Source organism: Aerosakkonema funiforme FACHB-1375 (assembly GCF_014696265.1).
GTDB classification, from domain to species: Bacteria; Cyanobacteriota; Cyanobacteriia; order Cyanobacteriales; family Aerosakkonemataceae; genus Aerosakkonema; species Aerosakkonema funiforme_A.
On record NZ_JACJPW010000034.1, the window covers coordinates 28142 to 52309 of the forward strand.

A 24168-nucleotide genomic window follows, 5' to 3' on the forward strand; every position below is an offset into this window, starting at 1 on the left:
GGAAATTTAATTTTTTAATTGAAACCTAAAACCCTAAATCTCACATCTATCCCGGCAATGACTACTCTCCTAACTATAGAAATACGCTCCGAACAAGATGTGGTAATGTCACGTCAGCTAGCGCGAGAAATTGCACAAGCTTTGGGATTTGACTCCCAAGATCAGACGCGCATTGCCACCGCAGTATCTGAAATTGCCCGCAACTGTTTTCAATACGCCAAAGGCGGAAAGGTTGAATTTTGGGTGGAGGGTCATGCGCCTCCAATAGCTGCGTCTTTTCAATATAGTTCTGAGGCACAATTAAATATTGCCGCCCCAAAAGTCAGTTCAGAAGCCTTAAAAGGCTTACCTAAGCGCGAGCAAGTGCTGCTGATTTCTGTTGAAGATAAAGGAACGGGAATCCCCAACATTAAACAAATTTTAGACGGAAACTACAAATCCCAAACTGGTATGGGATTAGGTATCGTTGGTAGCAAGCGGTTAATGGATCGCTTTGAGATCGAATCTTCGCCCGATGATGGCACTAAAGTGGTGATGGGCAAGAATTTACCAAAAAGAGCCGCTATACTTACAGCAAAACGCTTGGCGGAGATTACACAGCAATTAGCAACAAAATATCCAGAAAATTCATTTTCTGTTTCTGGAGAAACAAAATTTTTAAGCCGCCCCACGAGCCAACTCTTTGAAGAAATTAAGCGTCAAAATCAAGAGTTGATTAGGACTTTAGAGGAATTAAGAAAGCGTCAAGAAGAGTTGAATCAGATCAACCGGGAATTGGAAGAAACCAATCGCGGTGTTGTTGCTCTGTATGCAGAGCTAGATGAGAAAGCCGAATTTTTACAGCGAGCGAACGAACTCAAAACACACTTTTTGTCGAACATGAGCCACGAATTTCGCACACCGCTTAATTCGATCTTGTCTCTGTCTAGAATGCTGCTCGATCGTTTAGATGGTGAATTATCTGCCGAACAAGAAAAGCAGGTCATATTCATCCGCAAGTCAGCAGAAAGTCTCTTAGATTTAGTTAACGATTTATTGGATTTGGCCAAAGTTGAAGCCGGAAAGATTGTCGTTCATACGAGTGAATTTGAAGTAAGAGATTTATTCGCAACTTTACGGGGAATGCTGCGTCCTCTTCTGAGTTATAATTCTTCTATTTCATTAATAATTGAAGAACCGAAGGATATTCCTACCCTTCACACCGATGAAGCGAAAGTAGCCCAAATTCTCAGAAATTTTATTTCTAATGCTCTGAAATATACTGAAAAAGGTGAAGTTATCGTTAAAGCAGTAAGAAATGGCAATAATGTAGTATTTTCTGTAACGGATACCGGTATTGGGATTGCGCTCAAAGATAGAGAGCGAATTTTTGAGGAATTTATTCAAGTTGATTCTTACATTCAAAAGCACGTTAAAGGAACTGGTCTCGGGCTATCGCTATCGCGCAGATTAGCTGAATTATTGGGAGGTAGTGTATCGGTCGAGAGCGAACTCGGTGTAGGTTCCACATTTTTCGCTACGATACCTCTGGTTTACGGAAATGGGACAGAAAGAGAATCAGCAGCCAATACGAATTGGCAATTAAATTCGATGTGTTCTCCTATACTGGCGATCGAAGATAACGAAGAAACACTTTTTACTTATCAAAAGTATTTTGAAAAATCTATTTATCAACTTATTGCAACACAATCGCTGAAAGAAGCGCGATATGCACTTAAATTTTTTAAACCAAAAGCCGTAATTTTAGATATAGTTTTAAAAGAAGAAAAAGAAAATGCCTGGGATTTTATCTCGGAAATCAAGAGCAAATCGGCAATTCAAGATATCCCAATTTGTGCGATAACAGCTGTTGATAACGAGCGTAAATGTCTGGCTTTAGGAGCAGATGCGTTCCTTAAAAAACCAGTGGAGCGTCTGTTGCTTTTGAACAAAATAAACGCCCTGATCGAAGCAGATAAACAGCAGAAGTTGTTAGTTGTTGATGATAATGAAATAGCCCGCTATCTCCTCAAGGAAATTTTGCACGAAGCAGTTAGAGATGGAAAAGTAGCAAATTGCGAGTTTTTAGTTGATAGTTATCCCAGTTCTCAATCTGTAGGGTGTCTTTCGCTAACTGAGCCAGCGAGCTTACCATTTCCGATCGTCATTGAAGCAGATTCCGGTTCTAGTGGCATCCATCTGGCGCAAGTGGAACATCCCGCTTGCATTTTTCTAGATTTGGTGATGCCAGACATGAACGGTTTTGAGGTTCTAGAGCAACTAAAAAGCAATCCCGATACCAAAAATATTCCTGTAATTATTAATACTTCCAAACATCTCGTAGAAGAAGAAATAAGTTATTTAGACAGTCGTGTAATAGCAATTTTGTCTAAAGAAAATTTATCCCACGAACAGACAATCGCTTCTTTCCGAGAAGCACTTACTTTAGCTGGAATAGTTGTAAAGAATTATTAGTTTAGGAGAATTGATAATTAAATTTAGTCATGATGAGCGAGATATAACGGCCAATAAAAACGCCAAATGTTAAATGATTGCCTTTGCCCAAATTGCCAATTACCAATACGATTATGCCTCAGAATCATCAAATTAAAATATTGCACGTAGATGATAACGAAACCAATCGTTATGTAGTTGCTCGAACCCTTCGCAGTGCTGGATTTGAGGTGGAAGAAGCTGGCACGGGAGCATCTGCACTGCGCTCAGTAGGAGAGGAACAACCCGACTTAGTTATTCTTGATGTGAGGCTTCCAGATATAGACGGATTTGAAGTCTGCCGCCGGATCAAAACTAATCCTGCTACATCTTTTATTCCCGTGCTGCATCTATCTGCTAGCTTTGTGAAAAGCGAGGATAAGGCACAAGGTTTAGAAGGCGGTGCGGATGGTTATTTAGCTCAGCCGGTAGAGCCGATCGAATTGCTAGCTACCATTAAAGCATTGCTCCGTATCCGAGAGGCAGAAGAGTCCGCATTGGCTTTGGCGAAAGAATGGCAAACTACTTTTGATGCCATTAGCGATGGAGTTTGTTTGCTAGATGCGGAAGGAAAAGTGCGGCGCTGCAACAAAGCGATGTCCCAGCTTTTGGGAAAACCGGAAACCGAAATTAGCGATCGCTTCCATCAAGAAATATTGGAGAGTATCTTGGGAAGTATGGAAGAAACTTCCTTCACTCGCGTTCGACAAACTCGGTGCCGAGAGAACGCACAGGTACAGTTTCAAGAGCGATGGTTTTCCATCACCGCAGATCCAGTATTCGATCGATTAAAAGCTTTTAAAGGTGCTGTATATATTGTGGCTGACATCACCCAGCGAATTCGCGCCGAATCAGCCCTCAAATCAAGCGAAGAACGGTTTCGGATGTTGTTGGAAAATGTAGAAGATTACGCTATTTTCTTCCTGGATACCGACGGCTGCGTTACGAGATGGAGTGCTGGTGCAGAAGGTATATTAGGTTATAAAGAAGCAGAAATTGTCGGAAAATCCGGCTCGATTATTTTTACACCTGAAGACCTCAAAAGCGGCGCGGACAAGCACGAGCTGGAAAAAGCAATTAGGGAAGGTCGCGCCGAGAACGAACGCTGGCACTTGCGAAAGGACAGCAGCCGCTTTTGGGGGAGTGGCATTGCTACGCCTTTACGAGATGAGACGGGACAGTTGCGCGGTTTTGCCAAAATTATGCGCGATTTTACGGAACGCAAACGCACTGAAGACGAACGGGCCCTGTTGCTTGCCCGGGAACAGCACGCACGCGCTGAAGCAGAAGCTGCAAACCGGATGAAGGATGAGTTTTTGGCTACGCTTTCCCACGAATTGCGATCGCCTCTAAATGCTATGTTGGGATGGGCTCAGTTGCTCAACAGCCGCAGGTTTGATGAGTCAACCACAAAAAAGGCGATGGATATTATCGAGCGCACTGCCAGGACACAGGCACAATTGGTTGACGACCTGCTAGATGTTTCGCGGATTATTCAGGGTAAGCTGCGTTTAAATGTCCGTCCGGTCGAACTTACTGCGATTATCGGATCGGTTCTGGATACGGTACGCCCAGCAGCCGAAGCTAAGGAAATTTTACTCGAGCGGGTTCTCGATCCTGCAACTGGCTTGGTTGCCGGGGATTCAGACCGCTTGCAGCAGGTAATTTGGAACTTATTATCGAATGCGATTAAATTTACACCCAACGGCGGACGAGTTGAGGTTCGACTAAAACGAGATAATTCTCAGGTTGAAATTACTGTCAAAGATACGGGAAAAGGTATCAGCCCGGATTTTGTACCTTATGTTTTCGATCGCTTTCGTCAAGCAGATAGTTCGATGACTAGGCAATACAGCGGACTCGGCCTCGGTTTGGCTATTGTACGCCATTTGGTGGAACTGCACGGCGGAACAGTTCATGCCGAAAGCAAAGGAGATGGTATGGGAGCAACATTCACCGTCAGACTTCCCATTATGCCGATGCGCTCACAAGCAAGCAGCGAACAAGAGAGGATATCCAAAGTCGAACCCGTCCTACCTTTTGATAACCCTCCAGTTCTCAACGGTTTGCAGGTACTTGTGGTAGATGATGACGCCGACACGCGGCTGTTTTTGGCCACAGTACTGGAAGAATGCGGTGCTAAAGTAACCGTAGCTTCATCGGTCAGGGAGGCATTCGAGTTTATTCAAAAGTCGAAACCGCATATCCTCGTCAGCGATATCGGGATGCCGGATGAAGACGGCTACAGTTTAATCCGCAAAGTGAGAACGCTCTCGCCCGAACAAGGGGGACGCATTCCCGCAGCGGCGCTGACCGCTTATGCTAGAACTGAGGATCGGACGCGATCGCTCTTAGAAGGTTTCCAGATCCACATCCCCAAGCCTGTCGAACCAGCGGAGTTAGCCGCCGCCGTCGCTAACTTGGCCGGAAGACTTTGAAAAGTCAAAAGTCAAAAAGGGGTTAGGGATTAGGGATTAGGGGCTAGGGAAAGTCTATGATTCAAAATTTCTCCCTTTTCCCTCTTTCCCTCTTCCCTCTTTCCCCTAGCCCCTAACCCCTAGCCCCTAACCCCTAGCCCCTAGCCCCTAGCCCCTACCCATCACCAACTCGAAGATTAATTTTATTTTAAGTATTGTTACTTCAACGTGATATGATTTGTTTTGGCTGATCGAAGCCAAGTCAATTTGTCGGACTGATTTGCAAGTCCCCGAACCTTGTCAGACTCATCTCATCAACCCACCAGCACAAATGGGGAAGTTCTGCAACCCGATTCGCCGAAATCAAAACCCAGCGAATCAATGCAGGAATACTACAGCCTGCAACAAGAGTTGCTCGTAGCTACCCTAGCTTGCACAGGGATTATTTTTATTTCTGTGTGGATTTTTTACAACCTCAACATTGCCCTAAACTATTTGATTGGGGCGTGCACAGGTGTGGTTTACTTGAGAATGTTGGCTAAAGATGTTGAGCGACTTGGCAACGAGAAACAGCGTCTGAGCAAAACTCGGTTCGCCCTGTTTATTGGGTTGATTATAATAGCAACTCAATGGCGTCAGCTACACGTTATCCCCATATTTTTGGGATTTCTGACATACAAAGCCGCGCTCATCATCTATACAGTGCGAACAACCCTGCCTTCTGACTCCAAATAAGTCAGATACGCTGGGAATCATCCCCAAACTCGTATCTTGGGAAAACTTCCTGAACGGAAAAATGCTCAGTGTCTTAAATCCCTTTAATTGTTTTACACTTGCCTCATTGGAAGTAGGACATCACTTCTACTGGGAGTTGGGCAATCTGAAAGTGCATGGGCAAGTTTTTCTCACCTCCTGGTTTGTTATCGGTCTTCTGGTGCTAGCTTCTCTAGCGGCTACTAAGAACATCCAGAGAATTCCCAGCGGCATACAAAATTTTATGGAATACGCCCTGGAATTTATTCGGGATTTGGCTAAAAACCAGTTGGGAGAAAAAGAGTACCGTCCTTGGGTGCCCTTTATTGGCACGTTGTTTTTGTTTATCTTCGTGTCGAATTGGTCGGGAGCTTTAATTCCCTGGAAGCTGATAAAGTTACCAGAAGGAGAGCTAGCTGCCCCCACTAATGACATCAATACCACAGTAGCCTTGGCATTACTAACTTCACTGGCGTATTTTTACGCTGGTTTTAGTAAGCGCGGTTTAGGGTACTTTAAGAAGTATATTGAGCCGACACCGGTTTTATTGCCGATCGCGATTCTAGAAGATTTCACCAAGCCCCTTTCCCTCAGCTTCCGTCTATTCGGGAACATTCTGGCGGATGAACTGGTAGTAGCCGTGCTGGTACTCCTAGTTCCTCTGTTTGTACCGCTGCCAGTGATGGCGTTAGGTTTGTTTACTAGCGCAATTCAAGCCCTAGTATTTGCCACCTTAGCAGCCGCCTACATTCACGAGGCGATGGAAGGGCATGGTGGTGAAGAGCATGAGGATCATTCTCATTAGGAAAGATTGCAGAAATAAGGAAGAATAGAATTATTCATTCTCCTTTTCTCGCATCTGACAAAATATCCTCAGTTGATGAATTTGGTGTTTTGGATTAAGTAAAAAATCTCAAATCCAATTCGCGCCAAATCGAAAACCCAAAATCGTTTGTTTTGTAGTCAAGGTAAGTAAAAAATCATGGATCCATTGATTGCTGCTGCTTCCGTTTTAGCTGCTGCTCTAGCAATTGGTTTGGCTGCTATTGGCCCTGGTATCGGTCAAGGTAATGCGGCAGGTCAAGCTGTGGAAGGTATTGCTCGTCAACCTGAAGCTGAAGGCAAAATTCGCGGTACTCTGCTGTTAACTCTGGCATTCATGGAATCCCTCACCATTTACGGTCTGGTAATTGCCCTGGTGCTGCTGTTTGCTAACCCATTCGCTTAAGAAAAGTTTTGAGTTGGCAAATCGGGAATTTTAGATTTTAGATTTTAGATTTTAGATTGAAATAAATCTAAAATCTGAAATCTGAGATTTAAAATTACCCAATCGCCAACTTCAGTCCAGTAGTTGTTAGATACTGTAAAAAATGTTTGACTTCGACGCCACGTTGCCTTTGATGGCAGTGCAGTTTCTACTGTTGGCGGTTGTGTTGAACGCGATTTTCTATAAACCGCTGACCAAGGCATTAGACGATCGCGATAACTATATCCGCACCAACGAAGCTGAAGCTCGCGAACGCTTGGCTAAAGCTGAGATGTTGGCCAAGCAATATGAGGAACAGCTAGCGAATGCTCGCAGGCAAGCTCAAAATGCGATCGCGCAAGCTCAGGACGATGCTAAGAAAATCGCCGCTCAGAAAATTGCTGAAGCTCAAGAAGAAGCTGCGGCTCAACGAGTAAAAGCTCAGCAGGAAATAGACGAGCAAAAGCAAGCAGCTATGCAAGAACTCGAGCAAAGAGTAGATGCTCTGAGTCGTCAGATTCTCGAAAAAATCTTGGGGCCTGAATTGGTCAACAGATAGATCTACACCCTTGTTCTGTCACCGTTTGCGCCTATAGAAATAGGCCCTTAGCGGAAAATGCAAACTATTAGAATACTCAGCCGCAAAAGTGCGAATAGCCTTGTAAGTGCAGGCGAAAAATCATGATATTTATGCACCTATATATCATGATTCACTCCCAATTTATCCTGTGGTTGTCCGATCGGCCTTTGCGATCGGCAGGTACTGCTGGGGCAAGGCTTATTTAACACCAGAGGATAAAAAGTAAAACACTTATGATTTGCAGGCGAGATACCTGTAATTTAATCGTGGGTAGCGCTGCTCGACCTGCGTGTTCGGTCAACATGGCTTAGTCACGATCTGAGGGGATTTTTAGGAGCGGTATCATGGGAACTTTGTTATTACTGGCCGCAGAGGCTCACTCAGCAGGTGCTGAGATGGCTCATGCAGCTGAAGAAGGTGGTTTTGGCATAAACTTTGACATCCTCGAAGCCAACCTGATCAACCTTGCTATTCTGATTGGCGTACTGTTTTATTTTGGGCGCAAAATATTGACCCAAACATTATCAGAAAGACGCTCCAGAATTGCTGAGGCAATTACAGAAGCAGAGCAACGGCAACGGCAAGCAGCTGAAGCTTTAGCAGATCAACAGCAGAAATTAGCTCAGGCGCAAGCGGAAGCAGAAAGAATTAGGAAATCAGCAGAAGAAAGCGCTCAAAAAGCCAAAGAAGCAATTCTGGCTCAGGCAGCGCAAGATGTGGAAAACTTAAAGAAAACAGCTGGCCAAGAATTGCAAACAGAAGTAGAGCGAGCAAATGCAGAACTGCGCCAGCGCGTAGCAGCATTAGCTATGCAGCGAGTTGAAAATCAGCTGCAATCAATTTTAGATGAATCCGCTCAACAAAGATTAATTGACCGCAGCATCGCCAGCGTAGGAGGTGGATCGTGAAGGGCAGTTTAATTAGCGCTGAAGTATTGGAGCCTTATGCCGAGGCGTTGATGTCTGTCGCGCAATCCCATAACCAAGTAGATAAGATTGGAGAAGATGTCAGCGGCTTGTTGAGTCTCCTCCAAAGCTCTCCAGAACTGGGGGATTTTCTGTCAAATCCCATCATAGAAGCAGAAGCGAAAAAAGCCGTGTTGCAACAGTTGGTGGGCGAGCAAGTTCATCCATACACGATGAATATTTTGAAGCTGCTCGTAGATCGGCGACGCATCATGTTTTTGCAGGGAATTTGCGAACATTTCCAAGATCTGCTGCGCCAAATTAAGCAAACAGCGTTGGCAGAAGTAACCTCAGCTGTCGAACTTTCAGAAGCACAGCGACAAGCGATCGTCGAGCGGGTAAAAGCCCTCTCCGGTGCCCAGCAAGTTGAATTGAAGACGGAAATCGATCGCGATTTAATTGGTGGTGTCATCATCAAAGTAGGGTCGCAAGTGCTGGATGCCAGTTTGCGAGGACAACTTCGTCGCATCGGAATGCGCCTGAGTGCAGGATAAGTCAATTTTAGATTTGAGATTTTGGATTTTGGATTGGAAGGCAATCGGCAATCTGGAATCTGAAATTTGAGATTACCCAACTATTAACTAGCAACAACTGACAACAAAAATGATCAGCATCAGACCAGACGAAATTAGCAGCATTATTAGCCAGCAAATTCAGCAATACGGTACAGAAGTTCAAGTTTCTAACGTTGGTACCGTGCTGCAAGTGGGCGACGGCATTGCCCGGATTTATGGCCTGGACAAAGTAATGGCAGGCGAACTGGTAGAGTTTGAAGACGGCACGATCGGCATCGCGCTCAACTTGGAAGAAGACAACGTTGGTGCGGTATTGATGGGCGAAGGTCGCAACCTGCAAGAAGGCAGCTCGGTAAAAGCTACCGGCAAAATCGCTCAAGTGCCGGTGGGAGACGCTTTGATCGGTCGCGTGGTGGATGCGCTCGGTCGTCCGCTCGACGGGAAAGGAGAAATCCACACATCGGAAAGCCGCTTGATCGAATCTCCCGCACCCGGTATCGTCGCTCGTCGATCGGTTTACGAACCCATGCAAACTGGGATTACCGCTATTGACGCGATGATTCCCATCGGTCGCGGTCAGCGCGAGCTGATTATCGGCGACCGTCAAACCGGTAAAACTTCGATCGCAGTTGACACGATCATCAACCAAAAGAGCGAAAACGTGATCTGCGTTTACGTTGCGATCGGTCAAAAAGCTTCCACAGTCGCCAACGTGGTCAACGTCCTCCAAGAGAGAGGAGCAATGGATTATACCATTGTGGTTGCCGCTAACGCCAACGACCCCGCCACTCTGCAATACCTCGCTCCCTACACCGGTGCCAGCATGGCCGAGTACTTTATGTACAAAGGCAAGCACACCCTGATCATTTACGACGACTTGTCCAAGCAAGCCCAAGCTTATCGTCAAATGTCCCTGTTGCTGCGTCGTCCGCCAGGACGGGAAGCTTATCCCGGAGATGTGTTCTACCTCCACTCCCGTTTGTTGGAACGCGCCGCTAAGTTGAGTAACGATCTGGGCGAAGGCAGTATGACCGCACTGCCGATCATCGAAACTCAAGCAGGTGACGTATCTGCCTACATCCCCACAAACGTGATTTCCATCACCGACGGTCAGATCTTCTTGACTTCCGACCTGTTCAACTCTGGCTTGCGTCCGGCAGTTAACCCAGGTATCTCGGTATCGCGGGTAGGTTCAGCCGCTCAAACTAAGGCTATGAAACAGGTGGCTGGTAAACTGAAGCTGGAACTGGCACAGTTTGATGATTTGGCAGCTTTCGCTCAGTTTGCTTCCGATTTGGATAAGGCTACTCAAGACCAGCTGTCCCGGGGTCAGCGCTTGCGCGAACTCTTGAAGCAACCTCAATATTCGCCGCTGTCAGTTGCCGAACAAGTGGCAGTTGTGTACGCTGGTTTGAATGGCTATTTGGATGACCTGGCTGTAGAACAGGTCGCTCCTTTTGCCCGGTCTCTACGGGAATATTTGAAAACCAGCAAGCCGAAGTATATCGAGCTGATTCAAACTGAGAAGAAGCTGGGTGATGAAGCAGAAAAGCTGCTGAAGGAAGCGATCGTCGAAGCTAAGAAGACCTTCCTGGCAACAGCCAAGTAATTTTGGATTTTGGATTTTGGATTTTAGATTCAATCCAAAATCCAAAATCTAAAATCTAAAATTTAAAATCTAAAAAGGGATTATGGCAAATCTAAAAATAATTCGCGATCGCATTAAGTCGGTCAAAAACACCAAAAAAATCACAGAAGCAATGCGGTTAGTGGCAGCAGCTAAGGTGCGTCGCGCCCAAGAGCAAGTAATTGCCACTCGCCCCTTCGCCGATGCTTTGGCTCAAGTTCTCTACGGTTTGCAATCTCGCTTGCGGTTTGAAGAAGCGAACCTTCCCCTACTCAGACAAAGAGAAGTACGATCGGTAGGTCTGTTGGTAGTTACAGGCGATCGCGGTTTGTGCGGCGCTTACAACACCAACGTCATCCGTCGGGCCGAAAACCGTGCGAAGGAACTCAAAGCAGAAGGCCGCGACTACAAGTTTATCCTGGTAGGACGCAAAGCGGTTCAGTATTTCCAACGTCGCAACCAACCTATTAGCGCTACATTCTCCGGATTGGAACAAATTCCCTCGGCGGCGGAAGCTTCTCAAATTGCCGACGAACTGCTATCTTTGTTCCTTTCCGAGTCGGTGGATAGAGTTGAGTTGGTTTACACCAAGTTTGTATCTCTGATCAGCTCTCGACCGGTCATTCAAACCCTGCTTCCCCTCGACCCTCAAGGTTTGGAATCTTCAGATGATGAGATTTTCCGCCTCACCACCAAAGGTGGTGATTTCGAGGTGCAGCGGCAGAAAGTCAGCACCGAAGTCCGCAGTTTCCCCAGAGATATGCTGTTTGAGCAAGATCCTGTCCAAATTCTGGATGCGCTGCTGCCATTATACCTGAATAACCAATTGTTGCGGGCGCTGCAAGAGTCCGCTGCCAGCGAACTCGCCGCTAGGATGACGGCGATGAACAATGCCAGCGACAACGCCACCGAATTGATTGGTTCGCTCACCCTGTCGTACAATAAAGCACGGCAGGCATCAATCACGCAAGAATTGTTGGAAGTTGTGGCTGGTGCCGAAGCTCTAGGTTAGGAGTATCTTCAACTTTCCACCCCCTGGTTAACAGCGCCTGGAATCCCAGGTGCTTTTTTTTGCGATCGGTTATAGGTTTTGAGTTTTTTAGCGATTACGGATTATATCTTACTTATGAAGCGCTAATTATTCGCAACGTTAAAGCTCTCGTTTGACTAGCTTTTTTTGCTGAAACAGGTTTAGAACGGATTTTAGAAGATGTATTTACCCGGCGTTCAATAGATTTTATTTTAGAAAAAATAGTTCATTACAGCAAATGGACTTATGAAGAATTAGAAGAGGTTTTGGCTGATAACCGGGAAGATGTTAAAGCTTTATACGCTTGGGGCAATCACAATTCTTTAAATTATCCACCTTATTATGAAGAATTCTGAATAGTCAACTAACCTGCGGATTCTGGGGAGGCGAGGTTTTTGTAACAGTACGATATTTGTACTATCATCAAAAAGCTGGTTTAAAGTTCCTCCTCTCATGTCAGAAGCAGATCGAAAAACTCAAATTTGGGGAACACCTTTACAAAAGGGAGTTCAGCGTTTACTCCTGTTAGGTGCGGGAGAATTGGGTAAAGAAGTTGCGATCGAAGCGATGCGATTCGGTTTGGAGGTGATTGCGGCAGATTATTACAGCAATGCGCCTGCAATGCAAGTTGCCCACCGCGCCCACGTCATCGATATGCTTTCCGATGCTAAACTGCGCTTTTTGGTGGATTTGGAGAAACCGGATTTAATCGTACCGGAAATTGAAGCGATCGCCACTGAAACTCTCGTAGAATTGGAAAAAGAAGGTTGGCGGGTGATTCCCACCGCACGCGCCACCAATCTGACGATGAACCGCGAAGGCATTCGTCGCTTAGCAGCAGAAGAATTAAGTTTGCGAACTTCGCCATATCGTTTCGCCGATACAGAAGAAGAATATCGAAATGCGATCGCGCAATTGGGTTTGCCTTGTGTGGTAAAACCAGTGATGAGTTCTTCTGGAAAAGGTCAAAGTATCATTCGCACGGAAGATGAAATTGCACCTGCTTGGGAATACGCCCAAACTGGCGGACGTACCCAGAAGCAACGGGTAATTGTGGAAGGATTTGTGGAATTCGACACCGAAATTACTTTGCTGACCGTGCGATCGATCGAAGGTACGTCTTTTTGTCCTGCGATCGGACATATTCAAGTTAGCGGTGATTATCGAGAATCTTGGCAACCTTGTATATTAAATCCAGATACTCTCCTTCAGTGTCAAGAAATCGCGCACAAAATTACCGAAGCTTTAGGCGGTTGGGGCATATTTGGCGTTGAATTATTTATTGCTGGCGATCCGAATGGGAAGCAAACAGTTTATTTTAGCGAAGTCAGCCCGCGTCCCCACGATACTGGTATGGTGACAATGATTAGCCAAAATATGTCCGAATTTGAATTGCACGTCCGGGCGATTACGGGTTTGCCAATTGGCAATATAGAGTTGATTAAAACTGGTGCTTCTGCGGTAATTTTGGCTGACGAAACAGGAGATAATCCCCACTTTACCGGAATAAATGAAGCCTTAAAAGTGCCCACAAGTAAATTAAGGTTATTCGGTAAACCAACAACTCGCAAAAATCGTCGCATGGGTGTAGCATTGGCGCTTGGTGAAACCGTCGAAGAAGCTAGACAAAGAGCGAAAGAATGTGCCTATAAAGTGAAAGTTTTGCCATCTGCAAATTTGTAAGTTATATCGCATTCAGGTGACAATTTTTATCTGAAATATTGTGGCTCGAATGCGATCGCCTCCACAAGAACAAAATTGCATAGGCTGGCTATTTTTGGTGCATCTCAATCCATTGCACGAAAGTTGAGGTCGTCTCCCTGTTTGGTTTGCGTAAATTCCTCAGTGCCAAGGCGGCATCTGCACAAGCCCAAGATTCCTCATCCTATTATTGAAGAGACTGCAAGCGCCAGCTTTAACAAATTTTATGATTTTTCCTCAGTCTTGAGAGCGAAAATATTAGGAACACGTTTTATTAAAAAATGTTCGGCGATCGCAACTTAAAAGTTGTACAATCCTGACACTCAACTTTTTTCAGAGGAATCAACAATCGTGAAGCCCTTTAACTTAATAGCTGCCTCTACAATAATGGCAGCAACTATCTGGGGATTTACAGCAACTCAAAGCCAAGCTGATGTAAGTGTCAAACCAGAAAGCTTACAGCGAAACTCAAATTCTGCTTTACTGGCTCAAACTGTTGCACAAAATTCAACCGAGGTGCAAAAATTTTTGTTGCAAATGCAACAGAATCCCCAGATGGTTCAGCGAGTGCTACAGCTTTCACAAGTAAATCCGCAGTTGATGCAAGTGCTAATCCAAAGGTTTTTACAACGGAATCCGCAGTTACTTCACGAATTGAAAAAAAATCCCCAAGTAGTGCAACAGCTGCTCGAAGATAATCCGCAGCTAATAGAAATATTCAAACAAAATCCAGAGTTAAGGCAACAGCTTCAGTTAGATAGAACGGTAATTCCTCAAAGTTGAGTATAATTCGCTGGAAAAACAGTGGTGTGAGGTTGATTAAACAAAGTAGAAGTCCCGGCGCAGCCTATGCGATCGCCGTTCCTACTTTCATGAGGGTGCAAAGCAGTTTTTGTGAGGATAGGCTGCCTGAAATTACTTATGAGCGCAATAACTATTGATCTCTTCGACTAAAGCTTTATCTTTTTTCCTCACCTGGGTCAAAAATTTAAGCCCTGACTTTATGGCTTGTGCATCTTGCCTTTGGATAGCACCAGCTATTTTTCGGAAAGATTTGCCGATATCGCGATACATGATCGCAAAGCTCGATCGCATACCTTGTAGTTTCTCATCCTTAACTTCGATTGCTTTGAGACTAAGAGCCACCTTGTCAAGCTCAACAGCTGCCTTAATCAATGCTGACGGTTTACCTGTCTTGGCATCTTTGGTAACTGCGTCAGCCTGATTGATTATATTGCTGAGCTTATTGCACTGAGTAACTTTACTTTCACCGCAACTAACAACCAGACAACCGATCGCGACAGTATGCGGAAGGATGACAGCATACCGAGAAAAGCGCATCCCCGATCTCCTAAAGCGTTTCTGCAAAGTTTTTGAGAGCAAATTTAAATAAATCCGTTCTAGCTCCTGCTTTCGCCCATCTTCGCCATCAAGCGCTCTAAAGCATCCGTAAGATACGCCAGTTGTTCTAGCGACTGCTCTTGATTTTCCGCTAGAGTTTGCAGCGCATTACCCAGCGCTAAAATCTGATAACCTTGCTGTTCCACTTGTTTAGCTTGTTCCTGCGCTTGATACGATAGAGCATCTATCCGCTCAGTCAGACGGTCAACTGTCTCGCTTGTAGCGATTACAGTTTCTGCCATCTGCTCAAAAATGGACTCCAAACGACTGATTCTGACTTCCACTCCTCACAACCCTTTCTTAACTCACCTTACTTGCCACCGATCGGATGTGGCTGTAGTTTAGCTGACTCTACAAGCGAATTGCCAACCTTTGCAGGGAGAGGGCAGAGGGGTAGAGGGAAATTTTGACTTTTGGCTTTTGACTCTTCCAGCCCCCTCTTCCTCAATCCGTAGAGGTACTCAAAGAACGTGCCTCCCCTTTTAAGTAGAATCCTGATTTATACGGACAAACTTCACAATAACTTTACAAAAGCTGGCAATATGAGCGGAATCGATGAAGATTTAGCAAATTGGGGCTGCCGATCGTGTCGCTTCCGAAAAAGTAACTATACGATTTGGATCGAATCTAAGTGATTTTACGGTTGTCTTATTTAGGAACCCGTTATGATGAGCCATCCAGTACTGTCTCCGAGCGTTATTCCTTCAGCAATATCTACATCCGTATCTTTTCCGGTGCATTACTACGTACATCCTTCGGCTAGATCCATTTTTAAACGTTTACTGGATATAGTGGGCAGTACAGTAGGTTTACTGATCCTGGCAGTGGTTTTTGTGCCGATCGCGATCGCAATAAAACTTGATAGTCCCGGCCCTATATTTTACACCCAATACCGCTGCGGGCTGCGGGGTCAAGCTTTTAAGCTCCGTAAGTTTCGCTCGATGGTCACAAATGCCGAAGCCCTGAAATCGCAGATTAAGAATGAAGCTAAAGGGCTAATCTTTAAAAATGAAAACGACCCCCGCGTCACCAGAGTAGGCCGTTTTTTACGCAAAACAAGTCTAGACGAACTGCCGCAATTTTGGAACGTGTTGGTAGGTGAAATGAGTTTGGTTGGTACTAGACCGCCCACCTTTGATGAAGTCGCTCATTACAACGAGCATCATTGGCGCAGATTAAACGTTAAGCCTGGTTTGACAGGTGAATGGCAGGTTAACGGTCGTTCTTCGGTCAAGGATTTTGAAGACATCGTTCTGCTAGACCTACGCTATCAAACAATTTGGACTCCTTTGTACGACATCGCGTTAATTCTCAAGACTATCAAAGTTGTGCTTGCTCGGAAAGGCGCTTGTTAAATAAGACAAAAGTATTTCCAGACACAGCCTGGAAACGAAGGCCAAAAATATTTTTGACTTTTGACTTTTGACTTTTGACTTTTAACTTTTATTTGTGCCGTTTCTGATGCCATTGCCAAGCGTGCAGTAAAAACTCCCGCAAATCTGGGTACTGAGGAGACCAGCCCAGATTTTTTCTTGCTTTATTGTTGATTTAGCTCAAAATAATTTGTCTGGCTTGATTTTGACACTCCTCGGTCTAAAGACACGAGGATTCTTGCTTCATAGGGATGCCAATAAATTTACCCGAACTCTTGCATCTTCACCGTTTGCCCAACGGCTGCGAGTCCTCGAATGAGAACTACTTGAGCGGCTGCAACATCTCTATCAGTTGTATAGCCACAATTTGAACAAACATGAGTACGTTTTGAAAGTTCTTTCTTGCCTGTCTCAACATCACAACTGGGGCAAATCTGGCTAGTTTTACGGCTGTCTACTTTTTGAAAATAGACATCACGTTTTAAACAAGTTTGCTCAAGGATATTGAAGAATTGACCGAACCCTGCATCTAAACAATGCTTAACTTTCGACATTGGATGGATAATGCTGGTGTTGGGCAATACGACCTATCTGCTCTGACCAAGGATTTAGCCAAACAATTTGCTTGGTGTTCAAAGCTCAATGCCAGTGCTAGACAAGCTAGTGCAGAAAGATCGTGGGCAAGCATTAAGCGGTTTTATGATAACTGCAAAAAGCAAATTCCGGGCAAGAAAGGGTATCCTCGCTTTAAAAAGAATGTCCGCTCAGTTGAATATAAAAAAAGTGGATGGAAATTGTCAGAGGACAGGAAAACTATCACTCTGACGGTCTGCAAGTGAAAAACTTGGTAAAAAATCATTGTCTTGCTAAATCAATTAATGATGCCAGTTGGGGAATATTCACTAATTGGGTTGATTATTATGCGAAGATTCATGGAATTGTTTGCGTGGCAGTTGCGCCACAATACACTTCCATTAATTGTTCTAATTGTGGTGAAGAAGTCCGAAAAACACTTAGCACCAGAACACATAAATGTTTGTGTGGTCTGGTGCTAAATCGCGATCATAATGCGGCACTAAACATCTTAGCCAAAGGCTTAGAAATGCTTGGCATAGTATTACCAAATACGGTGGGAAGAACCGAAATTAACGCTTGGGGAGAAACCAACCTCTGTCTAATTGGGGTAACTCAATTAGATAAGTTGATTCGTTGAACCAAGAATCCCCATCCCCTTGTGGGTGGGGAGCTTCAAAAAGAGAAGCGTGCGCTAAGTTTGCCCCTGTCAAGTCGTAACCGTTCACGGGGTACAGGTAGCGTTTAAACTAATCAAAGAACGCTACCTGTAGTTTTTTGATTAGTTTTTAAATAGCTTATACTGTCAATAAATCACTTTTTTTAGATTTTATTGATAATCATATTTTCAGCTTAAAAAGCTGAAAGGGATATAGAGCATACGCTTGAAGCTATTTTACCCCCCCTGAACGGTTACGTCAAGTCTGCTTCCGTCAAGCTTACGTTGGCTGCTTGGAGTTTCGCCCCATTCAATTTTGCCTCGCTGAGGTTCACCCCATTTAGGTCTATTCCTGTCAGGTCAACACCATTCAAGAACGCGCCCGTCAAATTGACATTATTTAAGAAGGCTCCGTAGAGTATTGCGCCACTCAGTCTGACACCGCACATATTGGCCCAACTCAGGTTGGCTCCCTTGAGGTTAGCTCCCCGCAGATTGATATTTTCTAAATTTGCGCCGCAGAGATTAGCTCTCTCCAGATTAGCATCTCTAAGATTAACACCGGTAAGATTTGCGCCGCTAAGTTTTGCCCCGATCGAGTTACACTTCACCATAAAGGCACCACTGATGTCAGCTTTAGTTAGGTCTGCATCTTCCAGATGCCCTTCACTAATTTTGACAAAAGTCAGATTTGCCCAGTTTAAAAAAGCTCCACTCAAGTTTGATTTTGTCAAGAACGCCCTGCTGAGGTTGGCTCCTGTCAGGTTTGCTCCCGATAGGTTTACTCCGATTAAGGTAGCGCCACTCAGGTCAACTCCTCGCAGGTCAACTCCAGCAAAATCTCTCTCTCCCATCTCATAAAGCCTGAGTATGAAGCTACGTTCCATATTGTGACAGCTCCCGTTGCTACCGTTTTACCCTTAAAAAATCTACCCTCAGATAGGGGGAATAGTTCGTAGAAATAGTTTTGGGTTGATTCTTTTCATACTTAACTCAACCAACCCACTTGGATATTACTCTGGCTTGCCTTCAGAAAGGTTTAAGAAAAAAGTTGATTTGTCAAGTAATCTTAAGAAAATCTATATATTTGTGCCGTAAGATCCCGGAAGGTAAAATTTCCATGTTTGTACTCATTACTTTTTAGCGATTTTGTGATTTCTATAATTAGAACTGACGCGAACGGTCATGGCTAATGGACGATCGATCGTTCGCGATCGCGCTCCTGCCCCTCTGCACCTCTGTTCCTTTCTGGGTTCCTCTTATCCTTATACCTCATGCTCGATACTCTCGATCTAGACCTTTCCCTCGATAAAACTACTTACCGATCGCAAATCGAAACCTTGATGGAGAATTTGCGATCGCTCCAACAAGCTTGCTGGGAGAAAAAATTGCCCGTCATTGTCGTCCTAGAAGGTTGGGCGGCGGCGGGTAAAGGTGCCTTAGTTAAGAAAATGGTGGGATACATGGACCCGCGTGGGTTTGCAGTCCACCCGATTTGGCCTCCCAGCCCAGAAGAGCAAAAATACCCATTTTTGTGGCGATTTTGGCAGAAGCTACCCGCCCGTGGCAGCATCGGATTTTTCTATCACAGCTGGTACATCCACGTTTTGGAAGACCGCTTGTTTGAACGGGTAAAAGAAGGCGAAGTGCCGATGGTGATGCAGCACATCAATGCGTTTGAGCGACAATTGGTGGATGATGGCGTAGCGATCGCCAAATTTTGGATTCATTTGAGCCAAAAGGAATTGAAGCAGCGACTGAAAAAATACGCTTCCGATTCCCTACAATCCTGGCGGGTGCGCCCCGAAGACTGGCAACAAGAGAAAAATTACGACAAGTACGTCGCTCTAGCTGAAGAAATGCTCGTTCACACCAGCACTGGGCCATCTCCCTGGACATTAGTCGAAGGCGACTGTCAGCGGTGGGCTAAAGTCAAAGTCCTTACCCAACTAAGCGCCACCATTACAGAAGCACTCGATCGACTCCACTATCGAACACCTACACCAATTATCCCGCCCCAGGAGCAACTCAACCCATCCGAACCGAATTTGCTGGCTCAAGTAGACCTAAATCAGAGCTTATCGCGGACGGAGTACAAAAAAGAATTACTGCGAGAACAGGTGCGCTTACGCAAACTACAGCAAAGCATTTACGAACAGCAAATCCCCATTTTAATTTTGTTTGAAGGTTGGGATGCCGCCGGCAAAGGTGGCGCAATCAAACGACTCACCGACGTTCTCGACCCCCGCAGCTACAAGGTTAACGCCTTCGCCGCACCCACAGATGAAGAAAAAGCTCGCCAATATCTGTGGCGATTTTGGCGAAGATTACCCACCGCCGGCACAATTGGCATTTTCGATCGCAGCTGGTACGGTCGAGTATTGGTAGAGCGAGTCGAAGGTTTTGCCACAGAAACCGAATGGCGTCGCGCCTACCAGGAAATCAACGAATTTGAAGCCCAACTCAGCAGCGATGGATATGTCTTGGTCAAGTTTTGGCTCCACATTAGTCAGGAACAACAGCTAGAGCGGTTTCAGGAACGGGAGAACGACTCTTTTAAGCAATATAAACTCACTAGCGAAGATTGGCGCAATCGGGAAAAGTGGCCTTTGTACGAAGTAGCGGTGAATCAGGCAATTCAGCGTACCAGCACGCCCACAGCTCCTTGGACGTTGATTGCAGCGAATGATAAGTACTACGCCCGTGTTAAGGTAATTCAGACTGTTACTGATGCCATTCGGCGCAAGCTGAAAAATCGATAGTAGCTAATTGCAGAGTTGAGATTTCAGATTTCAATTTGAAATTGTCAATCTGCAATCTGCAACTTGTCATCTGAAATTACCGCCTTGTGAGGAAATGCCGCCATGTTTTCAACGCTAACGCAGATTATGCTTGTGGTGTTGATCGGTACTATTACTTGGCAGGCGCTGGTAAAAGGAACTGGTAAAGATGCCAAACCTAGAGACTATTTGGCTTGGGTTGGTTTGGTTCTAATGCTGTTCTTCTTGATTTTGTCGTTTATAACGCCGAACGATCCAGCAGTCACAACATTTGGCAGCATTCTCACTTTTCCGCTAAAACCGCTGGGCTTGTCAATTTTGTTATTGTTTCTAGCATTAACGGGAGAGATTAAAAAGAAAGAAAAAACGATCACCCCCAAGGGAATGAACCAAATTTGGATAGCTTTTCTGATTTTGACAATTTTCAGTTTACCCTTGATGGCTAACTTGCTGGCCAATCGAGTTCAAAATGATGCGATTATTGGCTTTCAAGCAGCTTTGCGGCGTCCGCAAAAAGTTGGGGCGATCGTTTTGTTGGGCCATTCGGCAACTCAGCTGAGTTTGTTGGCTCCCAATCAAATTCAACTCAACGATCAAAGCGATCGCATCCTTCAAACCGTGCAAGAATATCAAAGGCAGCTAGACTTGAACAATTTTGCCAAAATAATTGTCAGTGCTGGCCCTAGATCGGGTTTCGACAATGCCCCCAACCAGTCCAATCGTCCCGAAGCCGACAAGATTGCCGTAACGTTAGAAAGTTTGGGTATCCCGCCACAAGATATCTGGCGCGAACGTACTGGCTTAGATGTCCGCAGCAGTGCAGAAGCGGTGAAAACGCAATTTGTCGATCGGGGTAAAATTAGTAAGCGCGTTATCCTCGTTACCTCTGCATTAAATATGCAACGCGCCAGACAGACATTTGCTCAATTGGGAATTAGTACTATCCCCAGTCCCGCAGGTTTCTACTCCCTGCAACCCGATTCTACTCCCCGCCTGAGAGTGAGTAGCACCCAAAAAGGAAGTTGCGACACCTTGAGCATTACCATCAGCAACGCACGCAAAGTGAGAATTTCAGACTTTGTACCCAGCGCAGAAGGTCTCCTGATCAGTACCCGCGTCATTAACGAATTTTGGACATCCGTTTATTACTTCTTGCGCGGGTGGCTGGCTCCGACTCTGGATGCTATCCCCCAACTGAAGGATTTTGGATGTTAGCAGATGCAATTTTGCATTTTAAATATTAGATTTTAGATTGGGGATACTTTGTGCGCCTAATCAAAAACTATCGAACTTGACCGAAAATGATGGGATTCAAGCCCCGTCCTTCTAGGACGGCTTTTCCTGATTCCTGATGAGCGATCCAAAATCCAAAATCCAAAATCCAAAATCCAAAATCCAAAATCTAAAATCTAAAATCTAAAATCTAAAATCAAAATGGCTCAATCACGGCTGCAAAAACTGGCTGCGTACCTGCGTCCCCACTGGCAACAAGTGGCACAAGGCATTTTAGCTTTATTCATTGTCAACGCATTGGGGGTTTACATCCCGATCGAGATTCGCAATACAGTTAACGACCTGCAAGAGATATTAAAATCCCATTTAGGATTCGATCGCATTTTGCAAGCTGTCGTTTTGCTTCTAGTATTGGCAACAGTGATGTGGGGGATTCGCGTCGGCTCGCGGCTCTTAATATTTGGCGTCGGTCGTCAGGTAGAATTCGATCTCAAACAAAAGATTTTTCAACACCTGTTAAAACTGGAACCCGCTTACTTTGCCAAAAACACAGCTGGAGATTTAATCAATCGCGCTACCAGCGATGTCGATAATATTCGGCGTTTATTGGGATTTGCGGTCTTAAGTTTGGCGAATACTTTGTTTGCTTACGGACTGACTTTACCGATCATGCTGTGGATCAACTGGAAACTGAGTATAGCCGCACTCGCGGTCTACCCATTCATGTTATTAATTGTGCAACTGTTTAGCGATAAACTCCGCACTCAACAGTTGGCGGTGCAGGAAGAACTTTCCAATCTCAGCGATTTGATCCAAGAAGATATGAGCGGGATTTCCTTAATTAAAATCTACGCGCAAGAGGAAAACGAACGCCGCGCTTTCAGTCAGTTAAACGAACGACTTTTGCAAGCAAATCTCCAGTTAGCTAAGACGCGGACTACTTTGTTTCCGCTGGTAGAAGGTATGGCTTATATCAGCTTGCTGGTATTGCTGTGGCTGGGTGTGGGAGCAATAGCACAAGGTTCGATTACAATTGGCGGCTTTTTGGCTTTAATTATTTATGTGGAACGTTTGGTTTTCCCAACGGCGTTATTGGGTTTTACTATTACTACTTATCAACGGGGAGAAGTTAGTATCGATCGCGTGGAATCTATTCTCACCGCCGAACCAAAAATAAACGACGAAGCCGATGCGATTTCTCTGCCTCTGGCACAGGTAAAAGGTAAGCTTGAGGCTCGCGGTTTGAGTTACACTTATCCCGGTGCGAAAACTCGTGCTTTAAATAATATTAGCTTGAAGATCGAGCCTGGAGAAACGGTAGCGATTGTAGGGCCGATCGGTTCCGGTAAATCAACTTTGGCTAATGCTTTACCTCGCTTGTTAAATATTGCTGAGGGTAGTTTGTTTTTGGATGGCTACGATATCACTGAGTTAAAATTAGCAGATTTGCGGAGTGCGATCGCTTACGTTCCCCAAGAAAGTTTTCTCTTCAGTACTACCATCAAAAATAACATCCGTTACGGCGATCCCGTAGCCGAACAGCCAATTGTAGAACATTCAGCCAAACAAGCCCAAATTCATCAAGAAATTCTCTACTTTCCCCAACAATACGAAACCATTGTCGGCGAACGCGGCATCACTCTTTCCGGCGGACAAAGACAGCGATCGGCACTTTCTCGCGGTTTGCTGGTGGATGCTCCGGTATTAATATTAGATGATGCTCTTTCCAGCGTGGACAATCAAACTGCTACTGCTATTTTGTCAAATTTGTCAACAGGAACAGAACGAAAAACAGTGGTTTTTATTTCTCACCAAATGTCTGCGGCAGCAAGTTGCGATCGCATCTTTGTCATGGATAAAGGTGAAATTGTGCAATCTGGCACTCACGCTGAATTAGTGCAGCAAAAAGGTTTGTACCAGTCACTTTGGAATCAGCAAAAGCTAGAGGAATTGTTGCGATAAATTTCAGGCTTTCCTGTTTTTGTGGTGATAAGCTAAACTTATATAATCGTAGGGTGGGTTAGGCACGGGCAATCTAAAAGTCAAAAGTCAAAAGTCAAAAGTCAAAAGTCAAAAGTCAAAAGTCAATCATTCAAAATTTCCCCTCTTCCCTCTTCCCTCTCCCTCTTCCCTTTCCCTCTTCCTATCCCTTTCCGAGCGTGCCGTAACCCAGCATCACGATTGACTGTAACAGTGACAAACATTTTTCCCCGTAAATCCGAAAGAGCCTGCTGTACCAGCCGAACACCCATCCATCGGATTTTCAATACCATAGAGCGAAACGCTTGACAAGAAAATGCCATTGGTTTACCATAGTTTTCGTGAACCGAAGCGGGAGCCAAAACCTGGGGAGGTTCACGAAAAACGCCAGAACCTTGACAATTAAATAGTTTCAGCGTTTGGCTAAAGGCAATAGTTGCAATTAATTTGCAATAAGCGAGCCTGAAATGAGGCAAAAAATGAGGTTCACGAAAAGTGCCTTCAGAATGCCTTGTTTGTCTGGGTTTCAAGGGCCAGTCTTTCAATCAACAGAATCCCGGCAACGGGATTGAAACGATTTTTTTGAGCGGGGAGCTTCCGATCGCTAGCTTTCAATCAACAGAATCCCGGCAACGGGATTGAAACGCGATCTTATCGATCGCAGCTTGCGGGTCGGCATTTTTGCTTTCAATCAACAGAATCCCGGCAACGGGATTGAAACATCAAAGTCGGGGATAGCTATATCACCTAATAACTTCCTTCTTTCAATCAACAGAATCCCGGCAACGGGATTGAAACCTAAAAAGGTAGTCATACATAATAATAGTTTCCTACAACTTTCAATCAACAGAATCCCGGCAACGG

At 45.0% G+C, this 24168-nt stretch carries 19 protein-coding genes, 3 pseudogenes and 1 CRISPR repeat array (1 of these 23 running past the window's edge); of the genes and pseudogenes, 17 read left to right on the plus strand and 5 right to left on the minus strand.

What is annotated here, in order from left to right; translation table 11 throughout:
- Positions 1–57: 57 nt before the first annotated feature.
- The 12 genes from H6G03_RS14710 (at position 58) to H6G03_RS14765 (ending at position 14089) form a co-directional block, all read left to right on the plus strand.
- Positions 58–2454, plus strand: coding sequence for an ATP-binding protein (locus H6G03_RS14710; protein WP_190465115.1), 2397 nt, complete (start codon positions 58–60; stop codon positions 2452–2454).
- A gap of 113 nt (positions 2455–2567) precedes the next feature.
- Positions 2568–4910: a response regulator gene (locus tag H6G03_RS14715; RefSeq protein ID WP_190465116.1), complete on the plus strand. Its 2343-nt coding sequence runs from the start codon at positions 2568–2570 to the stop codon at positions 4908–4910.
- 276 nt (positions 4911–5186) lie between these two features.
- Entirely contained in the window at positions 5187–5624 is a 438-nt protein-coding gene (locus H6G03_RS14720) for an ATP synthase subunit I (protein ID WP_322111910.1), read from the plus strand.
- 61 nt (positions 5625–5685) lie between these two features.
- Entirely contained in the window at positions 5686–6447 is a 762-nt protein-coding gene (gene atpB / locus H6G03_RS14725) for a F0F1 ATP synthase subunit A (RefSeq protein WP_190465117.1), read from the plus strand.
- A gap of 177 nt (positions 6448–6624) precedes the next feature.
- Entirely contained in the window at positions 6625–6870 is a 246-nt protein-coding gene (atpE, locus tag H6G03_RS14730; protein WP_190465118.1) for an ATP synthase F0 subunit C, read from the plus strand.
- 142 nt (positions 6871–7012) lie between these two features.
- Positions 7013–7447, plus strand: a complete 435-nt coding sequence (locus H6G03_RS14735; protein ID WP_190465119.1) for a F0F1 ATP synthase subunit B' — start codon at positions 7013–7015, stop codon at positions 7445–7447.
- A 365-nt stretch (positions 7448–7812) separates the two neighbouring features.
- Positions 7813–8376, plus strand: coding sequence for a F0F1 ATP synthase subunit B (locus H6G03_RS14740; protein WP_190465120.1), 564 nt, complete (start codon positions 7813–7815; stop codon positions 8374–8376).
- Positions 8373–8927, plus strand: a complete 555-nt coding sequence (gene atpH / locus H6G03_RS14745) for an ATP synthase F1 subunit delta (RefSeq protein WP_190465121.1) — start codon at positions 8373–8375, stop codon at positions 8925–8927. Before H6G03_RS14740 ends, atpH begins: the two co-directional genes overlap by 4 nt.
- Before the next feature lie 109 nt (positions 8928–9036).
- Positions 9037–10557, plus strand: coding sequence for a F0F1 ATP synthase subunit alpha (gene atpA / locus H6G03_RS14750; RefSeq protein WP_190465122.1), 1521 nt, complete (start codon positions 9037–9039; stop codon positions 10555–10557).
- 82 nt (positions 10558–10639) lie between these two features.
- A complete protein-coding gene (locus H6G03_RS14755) occupies positions 10640–11587 on the plus strand; it encodes a F0F1 ATP synthase subunit gamma (protein ID WP_190465123.1) in 948 nt (315 codons plus the stop codon).
- A 471-nt stretch (positions 11588–12058) separates the two neighbouring features.
- Positions 12059–13288: a formate-dependent phosphoribosylglycinamide formyltransferase gene (gene purT / locus H6G03_RS14760; RefSeq protein ID WP_190465124.1), complete on the plus strand. Its 1230-nt coding sequence runs from the start codon at positions 12059–12061 to the stop codon at positions 13286–13288.
- Positions 13289–13657: 369 nt separating this feature from the next.
- A complete protein-coding gene (locus H6G03_RS14765; protein WP_190465125.1) occupies positions 13658–14089 on the plus strand; it encodes an RAD23 family protein in 432 nt (143 codons plus the stop codon).
- 132 nt (positions 14090–14221) lie between these two features.
- Here H6G03_RS14765 and H6G03_RS14770 read toward each other — a convergent pair whose 3' ends face one another.
- Positions 14222–14647, minus strand: a complete 426-nt coding sequence (locus H6G03_RS14770) for a hypothetical protein (protein WP_190465126.1) — start codon at positions 14645–14647, stop codon at positions 14222–14224.
- Positions 14648–14706: 59 nt separating this feature from the next.
- Positions 14707–14949: a hypothetical protein gene (locus tag H6G03_RS14775; RefSeq protein ID WP_190465142.1), complete on the minus strand. Its 243-nt coding sequence runs from the start codon at positions 14947–14949 to the stop codon at positions 14707–14709.
- A 423-nt stretch (positions 14950–15372) separates the two neighbouring features.
- Here H6G03_RS14775 and H6G03_RS14780 point away from each other — a divergent pair, with 423 nt between their 5' ends.
- The gene (locus H6G03_RS14780; protein ID WP_206756629.1) at positions 15373–16062 is read left to right on the plus strand and encodes a sugar transferase; all 690 of its coding nucleotides are present in this window, start codon (positions 15373–15375) and stop codon (positions 16060–16062) included.
- Between the two features lie 238 nt (positions 16063–16300).
- Here the strand turns inward: H6G03_RS14780 and H6G03_RS14785 are convergent.
- Positions 16301–16622, minus strand: a pseudogene (locus tag H6G03_RS14785) (zinc ribbon domain-containing protein); the annotation flags it as partial.
- Between H6G03_RS14785 and H6G03_RS39780 the strand changes: the two are divergent.
- Positions 16617–17293, plus strand: a pseudogene (locus H6G03_RS39780) (RNA-guided endonuclease InsQ/TnpB family protein). The pseudogenes H6G03_RS14785 and H6G03_RS39780 sit on opposite strands and share 6 nt — an antisense overlap.
- A gap of 278 nt (positions 17294–17571) precedes the next feature.
- Here the strand turns inward: H6G03_RS39780 and H6G03_RS14795 are convergent.
- Positions 17572–18198: pseudogene (locus H6G03_RS14795) on the minus strand (pentapeptide repeat-containing protein); the annotation flags it as partial.
- A 387-nt stretch (positions 18199–18585) separates the two neighbouring features.
- Here H6G03_RS14795 and pap point away from each other — a divergent pair.
- The 3 genes from pap (at position 18586) to H6G03_RS14810 (ending at position 23286) form a co-directional block, all read left to right on the plus strand.
- Entirely contained in the window at positions 18586–20073 is a 1488-nt protein-coding gene (gene pap / locus H6G03_RS14800; RefSeq protein ID WP_190465128.1) for a polyphosphate:AMP phosphotransferase, read from the plus strand.
- A gap of 102 nt (positions 20074–20175) precedes the next feature.
- Positions 20176–21306, plus strand: coding sequence for a YdcF family protein (locus H6G03_RS14805; protein ID WP_190465129.1), 1131 nt, complete (start codon positions 20176–20178; stop codon positions 21304–21306).
- A 219-nt stretch (positions 21307–21525) separates the two neighbouring features.
- Positions 21526–23286 carry an ABC transporter ATP-binding protein gene (locus H6G03_RS14810; protein WP_190465130.1) on the plus strand — a complete coding sequence of 587 codons (1761 nt, stop codon included), beginning with the start codon at positions 21526–21528 and terminating at the stop codon, positions 23284–23286.
- 122 nt (positions 23287–23408) lie between these two features.
- On the opposite strand, the gene H6G03_RS14815 is transcribed toward H6G03_RS14810, so the two are convergent.
- Positions 23409–23780, minus strand: coding sequence for a hypothetical protein (locus tag H6G03_RS14815; RefSeq protein WP_190465131.1), 372 nt, complete (start codon positions 23778–23780; stop codon positions 23409–23411).
- Between the two features lie 62 nt (positions 23781–23842).
- Positions 23843–24168: a CRISPR direct-repeat array (repeat unit 37 nt; unit sequence CTTTCAATCAACAGAATCCCGGCAACGGGATTGAAAC) (it continues 2372 nt past the right edge of the window).